The following is a 22,088-nucleotide window of genomic DNA, read 5'->3' on the forward strand; positions in this document are numbered from 1 at the left end:
AACCACGTGGAATGCGGTCCCTGCCACCCGCTCCGGCAGAGTGAAACTCAGCGGTGCTCCTTCTCCAGCACCGCCGCCTTTTCCCAGGCGAACGGCGGGCGGTTGCCCAGGATCACGTCGTAGATCCCGTGGTTGGTCTTCGCCATCTCCTCCACCATCGGCTTCCATGGACGGTCGGCGACGCTGAAGATCCCGGAGTTCGCGCTTTCCCCGTTGTACTGGCTGAACCACCTGCCGGTCGCAGCCTGGTCGATGAGGGTGAACCACTCGATGCCGATCACGTTGCCGAGCGCGGCGGCCTGCTCGACGTAGTTGCGGTAGATGAGGCCGCGCTCCTGCTGGTTCCCCACCTGGCGGCCGCCGGAAAGACCGGAGTCCTTCGAGGAGGTCCAGTAGAACTCGGACAGCATGATCGGCTTGCCGCCGGTCCATTGGTGGATCTGGTTCAGGTGCTCCTTGTCCAGCTCATGGGTGTAGTAGTTGTAGGAGTTCACATCAACGTGTTTGCCGACGATCTCGCAGAGCTGCTGGTCTTTGATGGTGATCGGCTGGAAGCGGTAGCCGATGTTCATGTGGTTCTTGTCGTACTTGCGGAAGGTGGTGTTGATGAAGCTGAAAAGCTCCTCCAGGAAGACACCGGTGAAGGCCTTCACATCTTCCTTCGCCGCGGGAGTGGCGACGGCGAGACCCTTCGCGTTCAGCTCGTCGAAAGAAGCGGCGGTGGCTTTCCAGGCGGTGTTGTAGGCGGCGATGTCCGTGTATTTCTTCTTCAGGAAATCGACCAGGGCGCGCTTGCACGCGTGGTCGGCATTCAGGGACGGAATGACTTTCGGAAGCTCGTCATAGCGCGGCTCGTTGACGACGAAGTAGCCGATCAGCAACGGATCATCCGCCTTTGCGGGAAGTTTCTCGGCAAGGGTCTTCTCGATGATGGCGCGGCTTTTTTCATCGAAGGGATCCCAGACCTCGTGGGCACCGGGGATGGTCTTGAGGCCGGTGCTCCATCTGCCGAGCGGCAGGCTGGTCACGTAGGGGAAAGTCTTTTCCTTCGAGGCCGCAGGAACGGAGGAGAATGCGCCGATGCCGTTGAAGCCGAACTTCCGCACCCGGTCGATCATGCGGGAGCCGAAGGCCTGGTAGTCGTAAGGCTCGCCATACTTGCGGATGGTATTGGCGACGTAGAAGGAGAATGCGGTCGGGTCGTCCTTGCGGAAGGCGGTGGCGAAAAGCGGATCGTTCGCCTTCGGCAGCCACGCGTAGATGTTCTCACGGCCCTTGATGTAGGTGTAGTCGTCGCTGGGTTGGAAGCCGCAGAGGCCGAGGTGGAAGTGGAGGTTGCCTTCCGGATCGACCAGGTAGGATTTACCGCCCTTGGTCTCGATGTGGAAGAAGCCGGTCTTCTTGAAGCCGAGCTTCGCACCGCTGCCGGGGAGGCTGCCATAGGCTGTCAGAGCCGGTGGCTTGAAGCCTGCATAATAGGCGGCCTCGCCGGCGGCATCCGCCTTGAGTTCCGCCTCGTCCTTCACTTTGGCCGGCCAGTCTTCCTTGGCGAGCTGGCCGAAGGCATCGAGCACGGTGGTGTCGCCCTGGCCCCGGAGGAAGCCGATCTTGAGCTTCGAGGTCTTCGTCGAAGCGTTGATGTTGACGAAGGTTTTCAGCGAATAGGCCGCCATGCCCCACTCGCGGTTGTCGGTCAGTTGGATGAACGAATGGTCCGGGATCTTCAGGTCGAAGGTGTCTCCCGCCGCGTTGGAGAAGGAAACCGAGTTCCCGTTCGCGCTGAGGAAATGAGGTGGCGAGGCCTTCTCCAGAGGGAAGGCGCCTTCCTTGCCGCCGCCCTTCCACTTTCCGCCCCTGCCGAACGAAATGTTGATGGAGGTGGAGGTGGAGAAGGATTTCACATCATCCGTGAGGCCGGAAAAGGTGTAGGTGATGTCGCCCGCCTTGGTCGTTGCCACCTCGATGGTCGCTCCGCCTTGGTACTTGAGCGTGGCGGAGGCACCAACAGGACGGGCCTCGATGAGCGGCAGCGACTTGTTCGACTTCGTGCCGAGCGCGGGGTAGGAAAGATTGAAGTCCCCCATGCTTCCGGCGTCGATGCGGATGCCGCCGGTGCCGGGTTTCAGTTCCAGGGCGGATGCAACGCAGGTGATGCCGGCGAGCGCGGCGAGCGTGTGGGCTTTCATAAGAAAAAGGGAGCTGGCCTTTACGAAGCGGCGCGTGCCTTTTTATCGGCCTTCAACTGCCCGCACCCTGCCGCGACGTCGATGCCGCGGCGCTGGCGGAACGTGCAGGGAAACCCCGCTTCACGCAGGATGCGCTGGAATTTCACCCCGGCGGCATTGGCGGAGGTCCGCCCGTCGAAGCCGTTCGTCGGGTTGAGCGGGATGAGGTTCACGTGGGCGTCGATGCCCTGCAGCAACGCGGCCAGACGATGGGCGGTTTCCTCCGAATCGTTCTTTCCGGCGATGAGCGTCCAGCCGAAGAAGATGCGCCGCCCGGTGATGGAGCCGTATTGGCGGCACGCGTCGATCAAGGATTCCAGCGACCAGCGCTTGCTCACGGGGATGAGGGAGGAGCGTTCTTCCTCGGTGGAGCCGTGCAGGCTCACCGCGAGATTGTAGGGCCGGCCCTCCTCCGCCATCCGCAGGATGGAAGGGATGACGCCGACCGTGCTGACGGAAATCTTCGCCGGGCCGATGCTCGCCCCGCGCACGTCGGAGATGGTGGCGAGCGCGTGCATCACGGCGTCATAGTTATGGAGCGGCTCGCCCATGCCCATCATCACCAGGTTGCGCAGCCGCTTGTCCGGGGCGCTCTGTTTCAGCACGCGCCGCACGTGGTTCACCTGGGCGACGATCTCCCCGGGCCGCAGGTGGCGGACGAAGCCCATCTGCCCGGTGGCGCAGAACACGCAGCCCATGGCGCAACCGGCCTGGGTGCTCACGCAGGCGGTCTGGCGGCCATCGTAGCCCATCAGCACCGTCTCGATGGTCTGGCCGTCGCGCAGCCGGAGCAGGAATTTTTTCGTGAGTCCGTCCGAGCTGTGCGTTTCGTCCACGACTTCCGGAACATCCAGGAAGAAGCGCTTTCCCTCGCCCACGTTCCGCCCGATCCACTCCCGCAGCGGAGGGGAAAAATCCGCGCGCGCATGCAGGTCCGTCTCCGCCTCCCGGTGGAGCGCGCGCCACAGCGCCTTCGCATGGATGGGGTTCACGCCATCGGCGCACAGGATCCCTTCGAGTCCGGAAAAGCCGGGATCGTGGAGGGATAGCGGAGCGGCGTCCATGGGCGCAGTTGAATGCCGGAATGCGGGGGTATCAAGCGGAGAAAACCACCACCGGCATGGGAACCGTGCAAACGGACGTTTCCCGGATATAGGCAAAAAATAGCCGAAATCCCCGTGAACGGCTAAGATCCCAACCACCACTTGCGTTCAACACCCCGACCCCACACGCGAAACCGATGACCCCTCGCCGAATCATACCTCCCATTGCCCACGGTGCGCTGGCAGCATCCTTCCTGGCAGCTTTCCCCGCCTCCACCGCCCGCGCCCATGAGACCTGGGATCTCAGGAGTGGTGTGCTTTCCGGCAGCAGCGGCCCCACCCGTGCGGTTCATTCAGGCGGGCGGTTCCTTCTCTTCAGCTCCGGGGCAACCACCACCAGCACCTACTGGCACAGCGCCGCTGGCACGGCGGCCTGGTCGTTCGCCTCCCTGCCATCCCCTCCGAGCAACTACAATGTCCAGGGGGCGGCGGCGGGCAATGGCATGGTGGTCATCAGCGGACCCTCCAACACGATCTACACCACGACTACCGCATCCGTGGCCGGCCTCCCCGATACGGCGATCGACTGGACCAAGCGCAATCCCGTCTCCCGCTTCTCCTTCAACCCGGACCTCTACGGCGTGCGCTTCCTCAACGGCAGGTTCATCATGGGTGCGGCACCCTACACCGAGCCGAACCTCCCCCTCCAGTACAGCGAGATCCTGACCAGCACCGATGGCGAAACATGGACTTCCCACAGGATCATGGCGACGGCCCTGGGGAACACGACGTTCCAGCCGAGGGACTTCGCGTTCATGCCCGGCGGCTCACCCGGGACGGGCACCTGGATCGTCACCGCGAACAACAGTGAAAGGATCTACCGGCTTCCGGAGAACCTTTCTTCCGCCGCGTCGGTCACCCTGGCTTCCATAGGACTTTCCCAGCGCGTGGTCTTCGCCTCGGGGAAATTCGTCATGGTCAGCGCCAACGGAACCCTCCGCACCAGTACGAACGGGACAACGTGGACCACGCGCACTTTGCCAGTGGCCAGCTCCTCCCTCAATGACGTGTTCCATGACGGCGCACGGTTTGTGGTGGTCGGTTCCACGGTGACCGGAAGCAACCCGCAGCGGCCGGCCATCCTGCACAGCACGGACGGGGAGACATGGACGGAGGCCGCGACAGTTCCCTCGACAACCGCGGGCCTCACCAACGTGATCAGGGCCGACGGACTCTGGCTGGCGACGAGCGGGAACCGGACGGTGATCACCAGCGGCACCGCTTCCGTGGGACTGCCGGTCATCTCGGACGGACCGTTCCCGCAGGAAGCGAACGCCGGACAGACCGTGACGCTCTCCGCCACGGTGACCGGAAATCCGGCGTCCACCTATCAGTGGCTCCGGAATGGCACGGTGGTGGCGGACGGAACGACCGCCACCGGGTCCGTGGTCTCCGGCGCTTCCACCACCAGCATCACCATCACCGGCGTATCGGTCCCCGACGCGGGGGAATACATGCTGCGCGCCACGAACAACGTCGGTGTGACGAACTCCACCGCAGTCAGGCTCTCCGTTTCCGTCGCTTCGAATGGAGCCGTCCTGACCCCCTACGGGACTTCGAACACCCTTGGCGGAACGCTCGTTCCGGGGGCCTCACCGGTGCAGGCTGTGGGGGTGGCGGGATCGCCGGCCACATTCACCATCGGGTCCGGCATCGATTACCTGCCAAACACCTTCGTCAACCCTGTTACGTACAATCAGACGGGTGGAACGAATCCCGCCGGGACGAAGGTTCTGCTCGGAACCAGTTCCGGTGCCAACCCGCTGATGGTCTATGATCTCGCCACACGGAGCGGAACTTTGCTTCCTCCCGCCCCGCTTCCGCTGGGACCGGTGACGGCCGTGAACCTCTACCTGCCCATTTCCCTTGCGGAGAACGGGGATGTCACCGGCATCCTCCAAGACTCCATGGGACAGAACCGCGCGTTCCATTTCTCCGCCGCGACCTCCACCTACACCCTGCTCGGCAACGTGCCGAACGCGGGGAATGACATCGCCTCCAATCCCGGCGGCATCTCGGCGGACGGCCAGTCGATCTCCGGCTATGAACGCACCTCGTTTTTCGACGGGCCGTTCGTGTGGACCACCACCGGCGGATTCACCCTGCTGCCGTCACCGGCGGGCGGTGCGGCCAATGGTGACGTGCGCGGGATTTCTCCGAACGGCCGGTGGATCACAGGGTATGGCAACGCCTCCGTGCTCGCGGGATCGGGCCAGGGCGCGATCCGTTGGGACAGGGGCTCCCCGGTGGCTGGCCCACCAAAGGCGCTTGGCCTCCAGAAACGCGCGGGGGATACCTTCGCGGACGGACGCACGGTGAACGATGACGGCACGGTGGGCGGCAACGTCAGGGCGGGCTGGAGTTTCGCCGACAACCGCGCGGCGGTCTGGCTCCCGGACGGAGCGCTCGTGGTGATCCCCGACTACCTCCAGTCGAAGTACGGCCTCACCACCCCCGGCTTCACGCTCAGCCAGGTGACATCCATCTCCGCCGACCTGAGGACCGTGGCAGGCACGGCGAACAACTCCGCCGGGATGAGCGAAGGGTGGATACTCCGCCTTCCCGAACCCATCTCGGTGACCAGGGTTCCGGACATCGTGGTCCGCGCCAACACCGGATTCCTGAACAGCGGGATGCCGGTCAACTTCGGCACCCAGGCGGTCGGCGGCAGCCCCGGCCAGCAGACGCTCCAGGTGAGGAGCGATGGCAGTGGCACCCTCTCCTCCATCTCGATCTCGATCACCGGCGCGAACCACGGGGACTTCACCTATGTGCTTGATGGCGGGGCAAGTTCCTTCCCGGCCTCCATGCTGGTGGGCGAGCAGGCCCCCATCCACGTGAGATTCTCCCCGTTGCCGGGTGCGGCGGGAGCGCGGAGCGCCACCCTCACCATCACCAGCGATGATCCGGATGAAAATCCGTTCATCATCAACCTCAATGGGACGGCCACCGTCCCCGCGCCAACCGCCGCGGAGACGGCCATGCGTGACTACCTTGCCGCTGCCGGCGTGCCGGAGGACAAGCGTGGACCCCTGGATGATCCGGATCACGACGGGGTGGTGAACCTGATGGAATTCGCACTGGGACAGCCGCCGATGGGACAGTCCGCGCCGCTGGCATCCACCACCGCCGGAGGGAACCTCACACTCACCTACACCCGCGCGCGGCCGGACGTCGTGGACTATCTTGTCGTCTTCTCCTCCACGCTCGCCTCATGGAGCGAGGCGGGTGTTGACCAAGGGACACCCGATGGCGCGGGCGTGACCACCGCCACCATCCCGATGGGTTCGGGCCCGGGGTTCCTGAGGCTGCGCGTTTCCCTCAAGCCATAGGCACCGGTTGATTCTCCGGTCGGGAGTCCGGCATCATGCCGGACTCCCTTTTTTTGCATCCCGATGGAATAAATTTCCGGAGGACTTTCGCGCGGGATCAGTGTTGAATGCCGATATGCACACCCCCTTTCCCGGACGCCGGACCTTCATGCGGAACTTCGTGGTGGGTGCCGCGGGACTTTGGATCCCCGGAGCCTTCGCCGAGGCGCTCACGCTCACGCCACGCCAGACGGAGGGGCCGTTCTATCCCACGGATCTGCCGCTGGATACGGACAACGACCTCATCATCATCAATGATTCCACCAACCCGTCGCTCGGGGAGATCACCCATCTCAGCGGGCGCGTGCTGGACGAGAAAGGCGCTCCCATCCGCAACGCGCTGGTGGAGATCTGGCAGGCCGACCAGAACGGGGTCTATCTCCACAAGGGGAGCGATGGCGCGGAAAAGCGGGACGGAAACTTCCAGGGCTTCGGCCGGTTCCTCACCGGCTCCGCGGGCGAGTATTATTTCCGCACCATCAAGCCGGTGAAATATCCCGGCCGCGTGCCCCACATCCACTTCGCCGTGAAGATGAAGGGCCGCGAGAAATGGACCACCCAGCTCTACGTGAAGGGTGACCCGGCGAACGAAAAGGACTTCGTGATCCGCAACATCAAGGACGCCGCCCAGCGCGAGTCCGTCATCCGCGAGTTCAAGCCCATCCCCGGCAGCAAGGCGGGTGAACTGGCCGTGACCTTCGACATCGTGATGGGCTTCACGCCGCAGGATGGGTGAGTAAGGAGGAGGCACACTCCTGTGCCTCGGCGGCATTGGCGATGGGCGTGAGGGGCGGATCCTGGCAGGAAATCACTGTCTGCCTTGCGTTCCCATCGCAGCCGTTGAACAGGAATGGCAGAGCGACATCGAGCTGGTACTGGAGTTCGGATCGGACGACGTGGTCCGGGTCGAGGAAGTGCTGGGGCAGGACTACTATGTCTCCGCTGCACTGGGCGCGGGAATCCGGATCGGATCGGCAGCTCGCGGATGTGGAAAACCTCATTGCGACCGGTTGCGATACCGATTATCTGAGGACATGGTCAGCCGCATTGAACCTGACAGATACGCTGACACGGGTTTTGCCGTGAAAGACACCGCTCCGGAGATCAATGCCATGATCTTCGCCGCGATGATGCGCAGGACGCCGGAGGAGCGGCTGCTGATGGGCTTCGACATGATGGCCACCGCGCGGGAAATGGTCTGGAGCGGGATCGGCTCCCAGGGAACCGAAGAAGAGAGAAGGGACCGGTTCATGCAGCGGTTCCACGGAACGTCCCGCGCCGGGTGCCCGTGATCAATCCCCGCTCTTGAGCACGCGGATGAAGGCGTCCTGGGGGATGTTCACCTTGCCGAACATCTTCATCTTCTTCTTACCTTCCTTCTGCTTTTCCAGCAGCTTGCGCTTCCGGGAAATGTCACCGCCGTAGCACTTGGCGGTCACGTTTTTCCGCATGGCGGAGATGGACTCACGGGCGACGATCTTGCCGCCGACCGCAGCCTGGATGGCGACGACGAAAAGGTGCGGGGGAATGACATCCTTCAGCTTTCCGGCCAGCAGGCGGCCATAGGACTCCGCCTTGTCGCGGTGGACGATGGTGGAGAACGCCTCCACCGGATCCCCGGCGATGAGCATGTCCATCTTGACCATCTTCGCGGCGCGGTAGCCGGCGTGCTCATAATCCATGGAGCCGTAGCCGCGGGTCATGGACTTCATGCGGTCGTTGAAATCGACGAGGATCTCGCCCAGCGGCAGCACGCAGGAAAGCATGACGCGCATGTCGTCGATGGTTTCCGTGTTGGTGACATCACCGCGCTTTTCCATGACGAGCTGCATCATGTCGCCGATGTACTCGCCGGGCACCATGAGGTACACGTTCACGACCGGCTCGCGGATTTCCTGGATGGTCTGTGTTTCCGGGAAAAGGGTGGGGTTGTCCACGATCACCTCCGTGCCGTCCGTGAGCGTGACCTGATAGATCACGGACGGGTAGGTGGAGATGACGTTCATGTTGAACTCCCGGCGCAGACGCTCCTGGATGATCTCCATGTGCAGCAGGCCGAGGAAGCCGCAGCGGAAACCGAAGCCGAGCGCGGTGGAACTTTCCGAGGAGAAGGTGAAGGCGGCGTCGTTGATCTGGAGCTTCGCCATCGCGGCCTTCAGCGCCTCGTAGTCGGAGGATTCGACGGGATAGATGCCGGAGAAGACCATCGGCTGGATCTCCTTGTAACCCGGCAGCGGCTCCGGAGCCGGGTGGGTGTTGTCGGTGATGGTGTCGCCGATCTTCGCCTCATCGGCGGATTTCATGTTGGCGATGACGTAGCCCACATCCCCTGCTTGCAGCACGGTGCGGGCGGTCATTTTCGGGGTGAAAACCCCCACTTCCTTGACCTCGTAGGTCTTGTCCGTGGCCATCAGGCGCACCCGCTGTCCTTTCTTCACCGTGCCGGAAAAGACCCGGACATAGGAAACGACGCCGCGGTAGGTGTCATAGATCGAATCGAAAACGGAGCAGCGGAGGAGCTTGTCCTCGTTCTCCACCGGGGCTGGCACCCGTTGGACAACCGCTTCCAGGATATCCTCAATGCCGATGCCGGCCTTCGCGGAGGCCGGGATGGCGTCCTCTCCGGGAATGGCGAGGATGTCCTCGAGCTGCCTGCGGCACTTCGCGACGTCCGCCGCGGGAAGATCGATCTTGTTGAGGACCGGGATGATGACGAGATTCTGCTCGTGCGCCAGATGGAGGTTGGCAACCGTCTGTGCCTCAACGCCCTGGGCGGCGTCCACCATCAGTATCGCGCCTTCGCAGGCAGCCAGCGAGCGGGCGACTTCGTAGGAGAAATCGACGTGGCCGGGCGTGTCCAGCAGGTTGAGCTTGTAGGTCTTACCATCCTTCGCCTTGTACTCCATGGCGACGGGGTGGGACTTGATGGTGATGCCCTTTTCCCGCTCCAGATCCATGGCGTCCAGGAGCTGGGCCTTTTCATCCCGCTCGGCCACGGTGTTTGTCGCACCCATCAGGCGGTCGGAGAGCGTGGTCTTCCCGTGGTCGATGTGGGCGATGATGGAGAAATTTCGTGTCAGCTCGGTGGACATGGGCGGAAAACGGGATCGGCGCGGGGATGGAAAGCACGGATTACCGCACTTGGCACGAAAAATAAAGGGCGCAGGGGTGGGCGGGGGAGCCGGGAACCCCATTCTGCGACTGATTGAACCGCAGATGAACGCAGATGAACACGGATCAAGATTAAGATGTCCGGCTCTCCAAGATTACCGGCCCGATTGAGCGAGATGGACCGGGATTTTTTCATTCCAAACATTCACCTGCGTTTATCTGCGGTTGAAATACGCATCCCGCGCAGCTCCCGCTCCGGGTCCTCCAGCGTGGGGGGCAGATCCTTCGTGACAGGGAGATGGGTGCTGGCATGCTCCGGGGTGTGAGTCCCATGACCATTGCCGCCATCAAGGATCTGGCGGGCGAGATCCCCGTTTCCGCCGCCATCCATGCCCAGCTCCAGTCCCGGGCCACGAAGATGACCAAGGGAGGGAAGCCCTACCTGGAAGCGGTCTTCGCGGATTCCACGGGAAATTTCACCCTCAAGCTGTGGTCGGACTCCGTAGCGTTCGATTCCGCCTCCGCGCTGGAGGAAGGCGCCATCCTCCGGCTGGAAGCCGCCTGGACGCAGAACCAATACGGTGTCAACGCGAACGGGCTGGAGTGGTTCCGCCCGGATGGGGACGCCATCGCGGATTTCCTTTCCGGCGATCCCACCCTGCGGGCGAAACAGGAGGCGGACTACGGGCGGATCACCGCACTGTGTGACTCCATCCTCGACCCCCGTCTGCGGACCCTGTGCTTCCATTTCCTCGACACGATGGGGGACCGGTTCCGGAGAACCGGGGCGGCGAAGAAAAACCACCACGCCCGGCGCGGCGGTCTGGTCGAGCACGTTTCCCAGATGATGGCTTCCGCGGACGCGCTCTGCCCCGTCTATCCGGAGTTGAACCGTGACCTGTTGCTGACGGGAGTGCTGTTCCACGACAGCGGCAAGCTGTGGGAGAACACCTACCCGAAGTCCGGCTTTGCCCAGCAGATCAGCGTCTATGGGGAAATGCTCGGCCATATCCCGCTGGGGATCGAACTGGTGAACAAGCTGTGGCACGACATCTGTGCATCGGAGGAAGCATCGGGCTGGGAAGCGCTGGTGCCGAAAACGGAAAGCGTCCGCCTGCACCTGCTGCACCTCATCGGCAGCCACCACGGGCAGCTTGAGTTCGGCTCGCCGGTCCTGCCGCGCACCCCGGAGGCGCATGCCCTCCATTACATCGACAACCTGGACGCGAAGATGGAGATGATCCGCGAGGCCTATACCACCTCGAACGAGATCGCCCCCGGCATCTACGACCGCATGTTCCCCCTGCCCGCGAATCTCATCGAACCGCTGGAGGTGTTCGTGCCAGCGGAAACGGAAGCCGGTCCCGATTCCGCCGCCGGAGAAGCACGGGAAGAGAACGCGCCGGATGAGGTGGAGGCCGTCTAGCGGGAACGGGAAATGAAAGAGATGACCACCGGGGAAAATACGGCGTTCCGCGAAATCGAACTGACGGCACCGGCCCGTGCCTACCGGGCGGTGTCATTCATCCGTGAGCTTGCGCGGGTGGTCTGTTTTTTCGGCAGCCCGCTGGTGGCATGGATGTTCATCCAGCATTTCTTTCCGGATCTGCCCGGTGGGGGCAAATTCTGGGGCTGGCTGGCCGGGACGGTGTTCCTCTACCTCGTTTCCTATCTGGGGCTGACTTTTTCCGCCCTGACGATGAGGCCGGGATTGGCGGTGTTGTTTCTCGCCATCGTTGCCGGGCCGGCATTGTGGACGGTCGTCCCCTATGTATGGCAGACGAAGGACGCGCAGAGTTACGCGATCGTTTTCGGCGGGATCACCGTTCTGGCGCTGCCGTTCCTGTGGGCGGGACTGCAGACGGTGCGCCTCGGTCGGGCGGGGAGGGAGATCGCGCGGCCAAGTCCGCCGATCCGGTCGTTTTCCGGCTTTCTGAGGGAGGTTTTCGTCGTCTGGCCGGGCTTGAAGCGGTCTTTCTGGCGGATGGTAGGGGCTGACATCCTGACCTATACGGCGTCGCTGGCGCTCTGGACCGGCACGATGCTGCTCGCGATCTTGGGCTTTCTGGTGATCTGCCTGTTCCCTGTCTTTCTCCAGACCCATGGCCTCGGGGAGGTGACGGCGCAGGTGGCCGCGCTGGTGGTGCTGGCCTTCGTCACCGGGGCGGTCCAGAGCCTGCTCCGGAGTGCCGCCCGGTGGTTTTCGCGGGCGTCCTATGCCGACCAGGTGGAGCGCGACGGACGACCGCCGATCCTGTTCCTGCGTTCCTTCCAGGATGACCAGGTGCGGTTGCCGGAGCGCGGGTTCCTGCCCCGGTTCTGGCGGGCGGTCTTTTCCCCGGGCATCCGCGGGCGGCGGCTCGACCATTTCCTCATCGAGGGATTCAGCCGCTACGGTCCGGCGCTGGCGCTGGGGAACCCCGGGGAAAAAAACCTGCCGTTCGGCGCGGCGCGGGTTTATTGCACCCATGATACCTGGAAGGACAAGGTGGCGGAGATCGCGAACCGGGCGGACCATGTGCTGCTGGTCGCGGACAGCACGCCGGGGGTGGAGTGGGAGATCTACCATTTCCTCAAGCCGCCATGGCGGGAGAAAACGCTGTTCATCGTCGCGCCGAAATCGGCGGATCTGCGCGAGGCCCCGACGCTTGCCGCCGCCATCGCGAAAGAAGGTGTCGCTGATGGCGGGCCGCCGATCCTCGCCTGCTATTGGGACGACGATGGCCACCTGACGGTCCTCCGGGCGGACATGCCCAGGAGTCCGGAAGCGTTCATCGTGGCCATGCAGACATTCTTCCGGGCCAGGGCGAAGGCCCTGGCCACCTGATGAGGGAAAGACGGTGTCACGCCAGCACCGGCTCCGCGAGGCCGGCGCGGACGAGCAGCGGCTCCAGTTCCGGATCCCGGCCCATGAAGCGGCGGTAGAGTTCATCCGGGGCGAGGGAGTTCCCCTTGCTCAGGACGTGCTCGCGGAAGGCGCGGCCGGTTTCCCGGTTGAGGATGCCTTCCTTCTGGAAGCGGGTGAAGGCGTCCGCATCCAGCACCTCCGCCCACTTGTAGGAATAGTAGCCCGCGGCATAGCCGGTGGGGCTGCTGAAGAGGTGGCCGAAACGCCGCATCATCGACGGCGCGTCCGTCTTCAGCGGGGCGCGGTAGTCCGCGAGGATCTCCCGGTCCACTTCGTCCAGATCCTTGCCCGCATAGCGGTCGAGGTGGATGTGCAGTTCCAGGTCCGCCTTGGCGAAGCCGAGCTGGCGCATGAAGCCGGAGCCGCTCATGTAGTTCTTCGCCGCGATCATCTTGTCGAAGAGTTCCTTCGGGATCGGCGCGCCGGTTTCGTGGTGGCGGGCGAAGAGGTCCAGCGACTCCCGGTCCCAGCAGAAGTTCTCCATGATCTGCGACGGCAGCTCGACGAAATCCCATGCGACGTTCGTTCCGGCGAGCGATTTCACCGGCACGTCACTCAGCAGGCCGTGCAACAGATGGCCGAATTCATGGAAAATGGTCTCCACCTCATTGTGGGTCAGCAGGGCCGGATTCCCGTCCACGGGCGGGCTCATGTTGCCGATGATGAGGCCGAGGTGCGGCTCGCCTTCGCCGCCGGTGTGCAGGGAGTTCATCCATGCTCCGCCACGCTTCGACTCGCGCGGGTGCCAGTCCGCGTAGAACGAGCCGAGGTGCGCGCCCGTTTCCGCGTCATGGATCTCATAGAAGGCCACCTCCGGGTGCCAGACCTCCACAGCATCACCCTTCTCCTCCGGCGCGGTACCAGGTTCATAGTACACGGACTCCAGCTTTTTGATGGTGATGCCGAACAGCTTGGTGGCGATCTCGAACATGCCCGTCATCACGCCGTCCACGGGGAAATAGGGACGCAGCGCCTCGTCATCCAGGTCGTAGTTCTCCTTCCGCTGGCGCTCCGCCCAGTACGCCACCTGCCATGGTTCCAGCGGGCCTTCCGGCTCACCGGTCTTCCCGGCCTTGAACGCGGCGAGCTGGCGGTATTCCGCGAGGAACGCGGGCTTCACCCGTTCGTGGAGGTTCTCGATGAAGCCGAGGGCGGACTCGCCGGTGCGGGCCATGCGGCGCAGCAACGTGAGGTCCGCGAAATGTTTCTGGCCGAGGATGGCCGCCTTTTCCTGCCGCAGTTGCAGGATCTTCCAGACCAGCGAGGTGTTGTCGTACTCGCCGTAGCCACCCACCTTCGAGGAGGCCTCCCATACCTGCCTGCGGATGGAGTCGTCATGCAGGTGCTGCATGACGGGGAACATGGAGGGGAACTGGAGCGTGAAGCGCCACGCGGGCTTGTCATCGGTCGCCACGCCCTTCGCCTTGGCGTTCGCCAGCGCGCCCGCCTTCGCGGAGTCCGGCAGGCCGTCCAGCTTCGCCTCGTCATCGATCACCAGCTCCCATGCGTTGGTGGAGTCGAGCACGTGCTCGGAGTATTCCTTGGTCAGCTTGGAAAGCTCCGCCTCGATCTCCGCGATGCGCTTCTTCTCCGCTTCCGGAAGGTCCGCGCCGGATTGCCGGAAATCCGCCAGTGTTTCCTCCACATGGCGCTGTTTCACCGGGTCGAGCCGCTTCACGGCGTCGTTTTCCCCATACTCTTTCAGCACCGCCCACAGCTTGTCGTTGAGCGCGATGGAGGAATAGAAATCCGTCACCTCCGGCAGCATCTTGTTCAGCGCCTCCCGCTGGGCCGGAGAGTCGGACACGGAGTCCAGATGGTTCAGCCTGCCCCAGCCATGGTTGAGCGCGGTGCTGGCTTCCTCCAGCGCGAGGAAGGTGTTCTCATAGGTGGCTTCGTCGGCCCGCACCTCGCAGACCTTCGCGATGTTGGCCTTCGCGATCTCCAGCCCCAGGCGGATGTCAGGCTCCACCGCCTCCGGGACGAGCGTGGACCAGCGGACGTGGAAATCGGGCGCGAGGAATGGATTCATGATTCGTGAAAAGGGACGGGGAGGAGTTCCCCGCCATTCTCCGCGAGGATTCCCGTTTGTCGATTTTCTTTAGGTCCTTCCCGGAGCTGGCCGGCACACAACGTTTCTTGAAAATATCCGGCCACCGCCGTAGCAATCCATCCCATGAAGCTCCCTGTCATCCTGCTCGCCGCCGTTGCGATTCTCTCATCCTCCTGCGCGACACGCACGGCGTTCACTCCGGAGCGGAGCCAGATCACGGTGGGAATGCCGGCCAAGCTGTCCGACCGCGAGCGGTCCTACATTTCCAGTGTGGATGGCAGCCTGCGCGGGCAGGGCTACCTGCCGGTGCGCCACGGCACGGGGGACATGCGGCTTGATTTCGGGATCAGCGAAGGCCCCATCAACACGGACACCAGCATCCGCCTGATCGAAGGCCGGACGGTCATCGCCGAAGGTGAAGGCAGGGCTGCGGGCGCACCATTGATCGGGCGCGACAAAGTGGCGGAAAGATCCTTCAACCGCGCGTTCGAGGCATTCGAGGCGTCCCTTCCGCATTCCTCCTCCGCCGACCAACGCAGTGCGGAGGCGAAGGGGGATCAGGAATACGTTTATTGATCCGTCAGCGGTCCCCGCCGTCCCCCTTGCCGAGCTTGGCGATCAGCTCGGACTGGGAGTGGACGTCGAAATGGCGGAAGATTTCCTTCACGTAGCCGTTCACCGTCTGGAGGCTGATCCCCAGATGCGCCGCGACTTTCTTCCGGTCCCATCCGTCACAGAGTAGGTTGAGTACCGTCCGGTGCCGGGGATAGAGCCGGCTGATGATGCTCTTTTCCGGAAACTCCTCGTAATGCAGCCATGGCACCTCCGTGAGCAGGATATGGGCAATGCGGATCTCCCGCTCATCGAAATCCGGCCGTCCCCTCCGGCGGTAAAGGCCGATGCCGGTGGCTCCGCCGGTCTCCATGGGACGGAGGGAAAGCATGAGTGTGCCGATGTCCGCCCTTTCCCAGAACGGACCGGCATCCGATTGGAAGAGCGGATATTCCGGATCCTCGATCTGGCTGAGATTGCGGGTGATGTGGCTCCCCCGTTCGATCAGTTCCGATGCGATCCGGCGGTTCGCGTTGCCCAGAGCCGGATGGTTGATGGCCTGGAGGAACCATGAGAAGCGTTCGTCATCGAACCCGCCATGCAGGATGCCGGAGTGGCCGAGCCGTTTGCCCGGCTCGATGTCCGCCATGCACCACAGCCAGGAGTCCGCGCCGACGATGGGACACAGACCCTCCATCAGCCGCCTGCGGCAGGCATTGATGTCCCCGCGCATCGCGATCACCTCACCAAGCAGACGGACAATCGCGCGGATATCCTCCTCACTCAGCAACTGCTCGGGGGTGACGTCACGCATCCTGCCAGGATCATCTCCCGCAGGGGTTCATCCAAGAAGATTCAACGCACGTTGCAAATGCCACGATCACCTCAGTAAAGGACTTCCTGGAGGAAGAGTCCGTCCGAGGGAGCGCAGAGAGGGGATTTGCCGAGCGGCAGCCCCGCAGGCTGGTCGAGCATGGCCGCCAGGTCATCGATCCGCATCCTGCCTCCCGCGGCGTGGAGGGCGGCGCCGGTCATCAGGCGGACCATCTTGTAGAGGAAGCCATCGCCTTTCCAGGTGATGCGGTAGCCATCGGCAAGGGTTTCCAGATCCGCAGCGAGGATGGTGCGGGTGTAGTCCGTGTCCGGCAGCTCATTGCCACGGTACGCGGCGAAGGCGTGGAAATCATGCCTGCCGACGAAAAGGGCCAGCGCTTCCCCGAGCACACCGGCATCGAACAACCGCGGGATGTGCCATGCCGTCCCGGCCTTGAGCGGCGGCAGGACGGGATCCGTGCAGATGTCGTAGCGGTAGATCTTTCCGGTCGCCGAAAAGCGGGCGTGGAAGTCCGCGTCCACCTCCACGCACTCCATGACGCGCACGCTGGCGGGCAGCTTCGTGTTGAGCGCGGGCACCCAGTTGAAAGGGTTCATCGAAAGCTCCGGCGGAGCATCGAAATGCGCGGTCTGTCCGAGCGCATGCACCCCGGCATCCGTGCGGCCCGCGCCGTGGAGCCGGACCGGCTTCTTTGCAACCTCCTCCATCGCCTTCTCGATGAGGTCCTGCACGGTGTTGCCGCAGACCTGGGACTGCCAGCCGTTGAGGGCGCGGCCGTCGTAAGCGATGGTGAGTTTCAGGCGCATGATGTTCCGGAAAAATGGGGCGGTTAAAGGCCGCCGTATTCCATCCATGAGTTCAGGATCTCCACCGCCGCGGCTTGGTCGATGATGCCTTTCTGGTTCTTCGCTTTCTTCCCTGCCTCGCGCAGCTTCGCGGAGGCGGAGGAGGTCGTCAGTGTTTCATCGACGAAGACCACCGGGATTTCCGGCAGGCGTTCACGGAGTTCCTTGGCGAACTTGCGGACCTTGATCGAGGACGCGCCCTCACCACCATCCATCCGCAACGGGAGGCCGACGACCAGCGTGCGGATCTTCCGCATCTCCACGAGTTGGGCGATGCGCCCGATGGGGGCCGTCTTCGCCCGGTCGATGGTTTCCACCGGATGGGCGAGGATGCCGAAGTCATCCGTCGCGGCGATGCCGATCCGCGCGTCGCCATGATCGATCCCGAGGGCGGGATGCGGGCTTTGCGGATCGGATGGGTCCAGCATGGTTCAGAGCAGTTCCGGAGGCAGCAGGTCGGACAGCTTCTTGATCGCGTCCGCCTGGTGGCGGTTGGCGATGAGGAGGGCGTCATCCGTCTGGACGACGATGAGGTCGTCCACACCGAGCAGGGCGATATGGGTGCCCTTGCGCGCGTTGAAGACGATGTTGTTCTCGGAATCCAGTTCGGACACCGGTTGGTTGACGCGGTTGTTGTTCTTCGACTCCTGGAGGTAGTTGGCCACGGAGATCCATGAGCCGACGTCGTCCCAGTCGAAGGTGGCCTCGATGTTCAGCACACGATCCGCGCTTTCCATGAGCGCGTAGTCGATGGAGATGGGGGTCAGCTTCGGGAACTGGGCCTCCACGGTGGCCGGGATGTCCTTCGAGCGGCGGATTTCGGAAACGAAACCGGCGAGCTGCGGGGAGTGCTTCACCAACTGGTTGATGACGGTGGGCAGGGACCAGACGAACATGCCGGCATTCCAGGAGAATCCGCCCGCGGCGAGGAATTGCTCCGCCAGTTCCGGGTTCGGCTTCTCGCGGAAGCGTTTCACCTCGAAGGGGGAGTGCTCGCAGACCAAGCCGACGATGGAGGCGCGTTCGCCGCGCTCGATGTAACCGTAGGACGGGCAGGCCCAGGTGGGGCGCAGGCCGATGGTCACCAGGCCGTCCGCCTTTTCCGCGGTGGCCAGGGCATCCCGCATGACGGCTTGGTAGGCGTCCACATCCTGGATGAGCTGGTCCGCGGGCAGCACCATCATGACGGCCTCCGGATTCCGCGCGGCGATGAGGCCGATGCCCAGCGCGACCGCCGGTGCGGTGTCGCGCTTCGCGGGTTCCGCGAAAATGTTCTCCGGAGGGAGCTGGGGGGCGGCCTCGCGCACACCCTCCACCTGCTGGGTGTTGGTGAGGATGATGATGTTTTCAATGGGGACCAGGCCCTCCAGGCGGGCGATGGTCTGGGCGAGCAAGGTGCCGTTGTTGAAAAGATCCAGGAGCTGCTTCGGCTTGTTGTTCCTGCTCAGAGGCCAGAAGCGGGTGCCGGAACCACCAGCCAGAATGAGAGCGTACGTATCTTGGGGCGAAGGCATGTCGCCGGGACGCTAGGGAATCAAAGGATGGTGGAAAAGCGGGAATCCGTGGCGATTTGCTTTTTCCGGAGTTGTCGGAAGGCCGGGTTGGGGTTAACTCTCCCCCATGGCTGACGAGCACACCGACACGACCCCAGTTTGGATTGAAACCAGCGCGCTGACCGCACCTGCCCTGCTGGGCGCGGCCGCCGGTTTCCTTCTCGGGGACCTCATGCACCGCGGGGCACGCCGCGGCGTGGGCATCGGTCTGGCGGCAGCCGGAGTCGCCGCCCTTCTCCCGTTCGCTTTCGGTGGCGTGAAGGGCCTCGTCACCGGTCCGCGCAGCAAGCTGGGCGTCCGCCGCAAGATCCAGCGCATCCGTGACGCGGGCATCGGCACTCCGGATGTCGATCCGGTGGAGGAGGAACTGCGCGAGCAGGGCTTGCTCTGAGGTCACTCACGGGAAAACCACCCTGGCGATGACGGGGAAGTGGTCTGAGGAATAGGGAGGTGGTTCCAGCACGGCGCCTGCCTCCGTGACCTGTGCTCCTTTGGAAACGAAGATGTGATCGACCTTCCACCCGGCGTCCTTCCGGCCCCACAGGTGGAGCGTTTTCGGGGAGGTTCCTGACGGATGCAGCATGCGGAACGTATCGGTCATTCCGTTTTTCCACTGTTTCCGGCCCCCCGCGAGGTTCGCGGACACACCCCGGAGGTAATAGACGGCGGGGTTGGTTTCCACCGCGTTGAAGTCACCCAGCAGGATCACCGGTTCCTCCGGATGCTTCCGCGCGTCGATCCGGCTGGCGATGAAAACCGCCGCTTGTTCCCGCGAGCCTTGGTGCTGGTGGTCGAAATGGGTGTTCACCACATAAAAACCACGCCCGGTCGCCAGATCCACCAGCCGCATCCAGGTGGCGATGCGCGGCAGGGTGTTCCCCCAGGTGGCGGAACCCGGCTTTTCCGGCGTGCCGGAAAGCCAGTAGGTGCCGCCTTCAGCACGGTCTCTGGAAAAGCGGTCCTGCAGGTAGAAGATGCCGGCGTATTCACCCTGCGTCCGTCCGTTCTCCCGGCCCACGCCGAAAAATTCGTAATCCGGGAGGGAAGCGCGAAGGTCGGCCGCCTGGCCGTGGGTGAGTTCCTGCATGCCCATCACATCCGGCTGGATGCGCCGGATGAGGCGCACCGCATTTGCCACCCGCCGGGGCCATGCCCGGTCATCCAGGTCACGGGCGTTCTCGTTCCGGATGTTGAACGTGGTCGCCAGGATTTCGATTTTTCCGTCCTCACGGACCGGCACGGCCTTCGGCGCCTGCACCGCTTCCCGGCGGCGGCAGGATCCACACAAGGCCAACGCCATCAACAGGCAGGGAAGAATCGCACCATTTCTCATCACGGACCCGGCCCCACTGTCATCCGATTCTCCGATCTGGAAAGGGGGAATCCGGTCTAACGGAAAAATTCCCCGGCAACTTGCAAACCGCCCGCTCGGGGGATATTCTGGAGAATGACTGTCAATCTACACGAAGCCAGTTCCGAAGTGACCCGTGACCTTTCCCCCGAGTGGCTCGACCTCAGTTCCCGCGTCCGCCGTCTGGCGGCTGCCTCGTCCACGCCGGACGGCGCGCTCGCCCAGGAAGCCCTGCGGCTCTGCGAACATGTCGAGCGGCTGCACGCGGATGTGGAGCAACTCCTGGGTTCCCTGAGAGCAGGGACCGATCCGCTGCTCGGCTCCCTGGAGGCCCGTGCGTATGAGCCGGATGTCATCGACAAGGCGAACATCGAGATCCAGCGTGAGATGCACCAGAAAAGCGACCTCCAGCACATCATCAAGGCGCTGTTCATGTGGAAGGACGATCCCGTCCAGCGCGTCCGAGAGCGCGCGGACTGAGGCGGCAATGAGCCGGATTTCCCGCTTGGCCTCCGGCCCCGGGCGGTTGAGGTTGGAGGGACCATGAGTTCCCTATCGACCGCCGTCACCCTGCACCCTTACTTCCAGATCCATCCCGGCAAGGTGGAGGAATTCACCGCCGGATTCCCCGCGTTCATCGAGCGGACATCCACGGAAGCGGGCTGCCTCTACTACGACTTCACCTTGAACGGTGACCAGGCGTTCTGCCGCGAGGCCTACACCGATGGCGACGCCGCGCTGAACCACCTGCAAAACGTGGATGATCTGCTGAAGAAGGCGCTCTCCATCGCCACCCTGGTCCGTCTGGAGATCCATGGTCCCGAGAGTGAACTGGCGAAGATGCGCGGCCCGCTCGTCGGACTGAATCCGGCGTGGTTCGTCCATCAGGGCGGCCTGCCGAAGTAAGCGGCTCAGAGGTTTTTCCAGCGGGCGCCGCGGATCTCCGCGGCGCTCTGCCAACTGCCGAAGCCGAATGGCGCGCAAGCCGTGATCGGCCCGGGGCGCAGGGAGAGCTTCCGGTTGTCCGTGGAGACATCCACGACCTTCCCGCCGTCGATCCATGCTTCGATCTTGTCCGATGTGCAGACCAGGCGGATGCGGTACCATTTCCCGTTCTCGAACTGCATGGCGCTTCCGGTTTCGTTCTCGGCGGCATCCAGATCATCCAGCGAGGAAATCCCGACCAGTCCGCCGCCCCAGCCGCCGATGATGAAGGTCACGCAGTCCTCGCCCCGGGCGGGAAAGGTGACCGCGCCGAAGAAGTCGGTGCCATTCACGCGGCGGGCTTCGTACTCCAGTTCGAAGGGCGCGGCGGGAAGACCGCCGGTCCATTTCGCGGCGGTGAGTTGCTCGCCGAAGGGAAGCTGGAGCACGCCATTTTCCTCCGTCACCTCACCGCCTTCCGTGCCGGTCCATTTTCCGGTGAGGGGGATCCAGGCTGCGGCTGCAGGGGTCTCAGGCGGGGCCGGGGTGCCGCGCTTTTCACAGGCTCCGACAAGCGCCCCGGCGGTGAGGATCATCCAAGTTCTCCGTTTCATTCCCGCGAGAATAGGCGATGCTGCGCCAGAGAAAAGATGAACCCGCTGCATCTCCAGCTCCGCGATGGCACACCGGTCGTCATCCGCGCCCTTGTGCCGGACGACCGCGCCAGCCTGGCGGAGGCCTACCGGCGGGTGTCGGACGAGGCGCGCTACAACCGCTTCTGGACGCACACCGGCGAGGTCATCGGCGACGCGATGCTGGACCGCATCCTCGACCAGGATCCCATGCGGCACGTCACCTGGACGGTCCTGGATCCGACCCGGGAGTTCCCGCCGATGGGCGGCGCGAGCTGGTGGCGGAACGCGAACCGGCCGGAGGAGGCGGAGATTTCCGCACTGGTGCTGGATGACGACCAGCGGCGGGGGATCGGCACGTTGTTGCTGGCGATCATGTGGCTCACCGCCTTCCGCGCGGGGGTGAAGGAACTGGTGGGATACGCGCTGGTGGACAACCGCCAGGCTGCCGACTGGATGCTGGACTGCGGGGCCGCCGGAACCTGGGACGGCTACAAGCTCGTTTTCCGCTGGGATCTGGAAGACCTCGACCGGCTCCCGGAGACGCCGCGGGCCGCGGAGCTGGCCGGGTGGCTGGCGAAGCTGTCGCCGGAGTTTTTGTAAGGGGGGCATGGGGGCAGAACCC

General features: G+C 63.8%; 21 protein-coding genes. 10 read left to right on the forward strand and 11 right to left on the reverse strand.

Annotated features, from left to right (window positions below):
- Positions 1–47: 47 nt before the first annotated feature.
- Both KF712_07560 and rlmN read right to left on the reverse strand, forming a co-directional pair.
- The gene (locus KF712_07560; GenBank protein ID MBX3740829.1) at positions 48–2,186 is read right to left on the reverse strand and encodes a hypothetical protein; all 2,139 of its coding nucleotides are present in this window, start codon (positions 2,184–2,186) and stop codon (positions 48–50) included.
- Positions 2,187–2,206: 20 nt separating this feature from the next.
- Positions 2,207–3,289: a 23S rRNA (adenine(2503)-C(2))-methyltransferase RlmN gene (rlmN, locus tag KF712_07565; protein MBX3740830.1), complete on the reverse strand. Its 1,083-nt coding sequence runs from the start codon at positions 3,287–3,289 to the stop codon at positions 2,207–2,209.
- A 176-nt stretch (positions 3,290–3,465) separates the two neighbouring features.
- Between rlmN and KF712_07570 the strand changes: the two genes are divergently transcribed.
- Together KF712_07570 and KF712_07575 are read left to right on the forward strand one after the other, a co-directional pair.
- Positions 3,466–6,660 (forward strand): choice-of-anchor D domain-containing protein, encoded by a 3,195-nt coding sequence (locus KF712_07570; GenBank protein MBX3740831.1) that lies wholly within the window; start codon positions 3,466–3,468, stop codon positions 6,658–6,660.
- Between the two features lie 115 nt (positions 6,661–6,775).
- Entirely contained in the window at positions 6,776–7,435 is a 660-nt protein-coding gene (locus tag KF712_07575; GenBank protein MBX3740832.1) for an intradiol ring-cleavage dioxygenase, read from the forward strand.
- Here KF712_07575 and KF712_07580 read toward each other — a convergent pair.
- Complete coding sequence (locus KF712_07580) at positions 7,416–7,700, reverse strand: hypothetical protein (GenBank protein MBX3740833.1); 285 nt, start codon at positions 7,698–7,700, stop codon at positions 7,416–7,418. The two genes, KF712_07575 and KF712_07580, sit on opposite strands and share 20 nt — an antisense overlap.
- Before the next feature lie 33 nt (positions 7,701–7,733).
- Between KF712_07580 and KF712_07585 the strand changes: the two genes are divergently transcribed.
- Positions 7,734–7,991, forward strand: coding sequence for a hypothetical protein (locus KF712_07585; protein ID MBX3740834.1), 258 nt, complete (start codon positions 7,734–7,736; stop codon positions 7,989–7,991).
- On the opposite strand, the gene lepA is transcribed toward KF712_07585, so the two are convergent.
- On the reverse strand, positions 7,992–9,791 hold the full coding sequence (gene lepA / locus KF712_07590) for a translation elongation factor 4 (protein ID MBX3740835.1): 1,800 nt from the start codon (positions 9,789–9,791) through the stop codon (positions 7,992–7,994).
- A gap of 350 nt (positions 9,792–10,141) precedes the next feature.
- Here lepA and KF712_07595 point away from each other — a divergent pair, with 350 nt between their 5' ends.
- Entirely contained in the window at positions 10,142–11,236 is a 1,095-nt protein-coding gene (locus KF712_07595) for an HD domain-containing protein (GenBank protein ID MBX3740836.1), read from the forward strand.
- A 12-nt stretch (positions 11,237–11,248) separates the two neighbouring features.
- Entirely contained in the window at positions 11,249–12,637 is a 1,389-nt protein-coding gene (locus KF712_07600; GenBank protein ID MBX3740837.1) for a hypothetical protein, read from the forward strand.
- A 16-nt stretch (positions 12,638–12,653) separates the two neighbouring features.
- Here KF712_07600 and KF712_07605 read toward each other — a convergent pair whose 3' ends face one another.
- Positions 12,654–14,753, reverse strand: a complete 2,100-nt coding sequence (locus KF712_07605) for a M3 family metallopeptidase (protein ID MBX3740838.1) — start codon at positions 14,751–14,753, stop codon at positions 12,654–12,656.
- 141 nt (positions 14,754–14,894) lie between these two features.
- Here KF712_07605 and KF712_07610 point away from each other — a divergent pair, with 141 nt between their 5' ends.
- Entirely contained in the window at positions 14,895–15,347 is a 453-nt protein-coding gene (locus KF712_07610) for a hypothetical protein (GenBank protein ID MBX3740839.1), read from the forward strand.
- A 4-nt stretch (positions 15,348–15,351) separates the two neighbouring features.
- Here the strand turns inward: KF712_07610 and KF712_07615 are convergent, their stop codons facing one another.
- The 4 genes from KF712_07615 to KF712_07630 form a co-directional block, all read right to left on the reverse strand.
- A complete protein-coding gene (locus KF712_07615; protein MBX3740840.1) occupies positions 15,352–16,137 on the reverse strand; it encodes a helix-turn-helix transcriptional regulator in 786 nt (261 codons plus the stop codon).
- 71 nt (positions 16,138–16,208) lie between these two features.
- Entirely contained in the window at positions 16,209–16,964 is a 756-nt protein-coding gene (gene truA, locus KF712_07620) for a tRNA pseudouridine(38-40) synthase TruA (protein MBX3740841.1), read from the reverse strand.
- 23 nt (positions 16,965–16,987) lie between these two features.
- Positions 16,988–17,431 (reverse strand): Holliday junction resolvase RuvX, encoded by a 444-nt coding sequence (gene ruvX, locus KF712_07625; protein ID MBX3740842.1) that lies wholly within the window; start codon positions 17,429–17,431, stop codon positions 16,988–16,990.
- Positions 17,432–17,434: 3 nt separating this feature from the next.
- Positions 17,435–18,517, reverse strand: a complete 1,083-nt coding sequence (locus KF712_07630) for an NTP transferase domain-containing protein (protein MBX3740843.1) — start codon at positions 18,515–18,517, stop codon at positions 17,435–17,437.
- Positions 18,518–18,623: 106 nt separating this feature from the next.
- Here KF712_07630 and KF712_07635 point away from each other — a divergent pair, with 106 nt between their 5' ends.
- Entirely contained in the window at positions 18,624–18,947 is a 324-nt protein-coding gene (locus KF712_07635; GenBank protein MBX3740844.1) for a hypothetical protein, read from the forward strand.
- A gap of 6 nt (positions 18,948–18,953) precedes the next feature.
- Here KF712_07635 and KF712_07640 read toward each other — a convergent pair whose 3' ends face one another.
- A complete protein-coding gene (locus KF712_07640; GenBank protein ID MBX3740845.1) occupies positions 18,954–19,856 on the reverse strand; it encodes an endonuclease/exonuclease/phosphatase family protein in 903 nt (300 codons plus the stop codon).
- Between the two features lie 147 nt (positions 19,857–20,003).
- Here KF712_07640 and KF712_07645 point away from each other — a divergent pair, with 147 nt between their 5' ends.
- Both KF712_07645 and KF712_07650 read left to right on the forward strand, forming a co-directional pair.
- Positions 20,004–20,387: a hypothetical protein gene (locus tag KF712_07645; protein ID MBX3740846.1), complete on the forward strand. Its 384-nt coding sequence runs from the start codon at positions 20,004–20,006 to the stop codon at positions 20,385–20,387.
- 63 nt (positions 20,388–20,450) lie between these two features.
- On the forward strand, positions 20,451–20,813 hold the full coding sequence (locus tag KF712_07650) for an antibiotic biosynthesis monooxygenase (protein MBX3740847.1): 363 nt from the start codon (positions 20,451–20,453) through the stop codon (positions 20,811–20,813).
- A gap of 5 nt (positions 20,814–20,818) precedes the next feature.
- Here the strand turns inward: KF712_07650 and KF712_07655 are convergent, their stop codons facing one another.
- Complete coding sequence (locus KF712_07655) at positions 20,819–21,445, reverse strand: DUF1080 domain-containing protein (protein MBX3740848.1); 627 nt, start codon at positions 21,443–21,445, stop codon at positions 20,819–20,821.
- Between the two features lie 36 nt (positions 21,446–21,481).
- On the opposite strand from KF712_07655, the gene KF712_07660 reads away from it, so the two are divergent.
- The gene (locus tag KF712_07660) at positions 21,482–22,066 is read left to right on the forward strand and encodes a hypothetical protein (GenBank protein ID MBX3740849.1); all 585 of its coding nucleotides are present in this window, start codon (positions 21,482–21,484) and stop codon (positions 22,064–22,066) included.
- Positions 22,067–22,088: the final 22 nt, after the last annotated feature.

It is taken from the genome of Akkermansiaceae bacterium, assembly GCA_019634595.1.
In the GTDB taxonomy this organism is placed as follows: domain Bacteria; phylum Verrucomicrobiota; class Verrucomicrobiia; order Verrucomicrobiales; family Akkermansiaceae; genus Luteolibacter.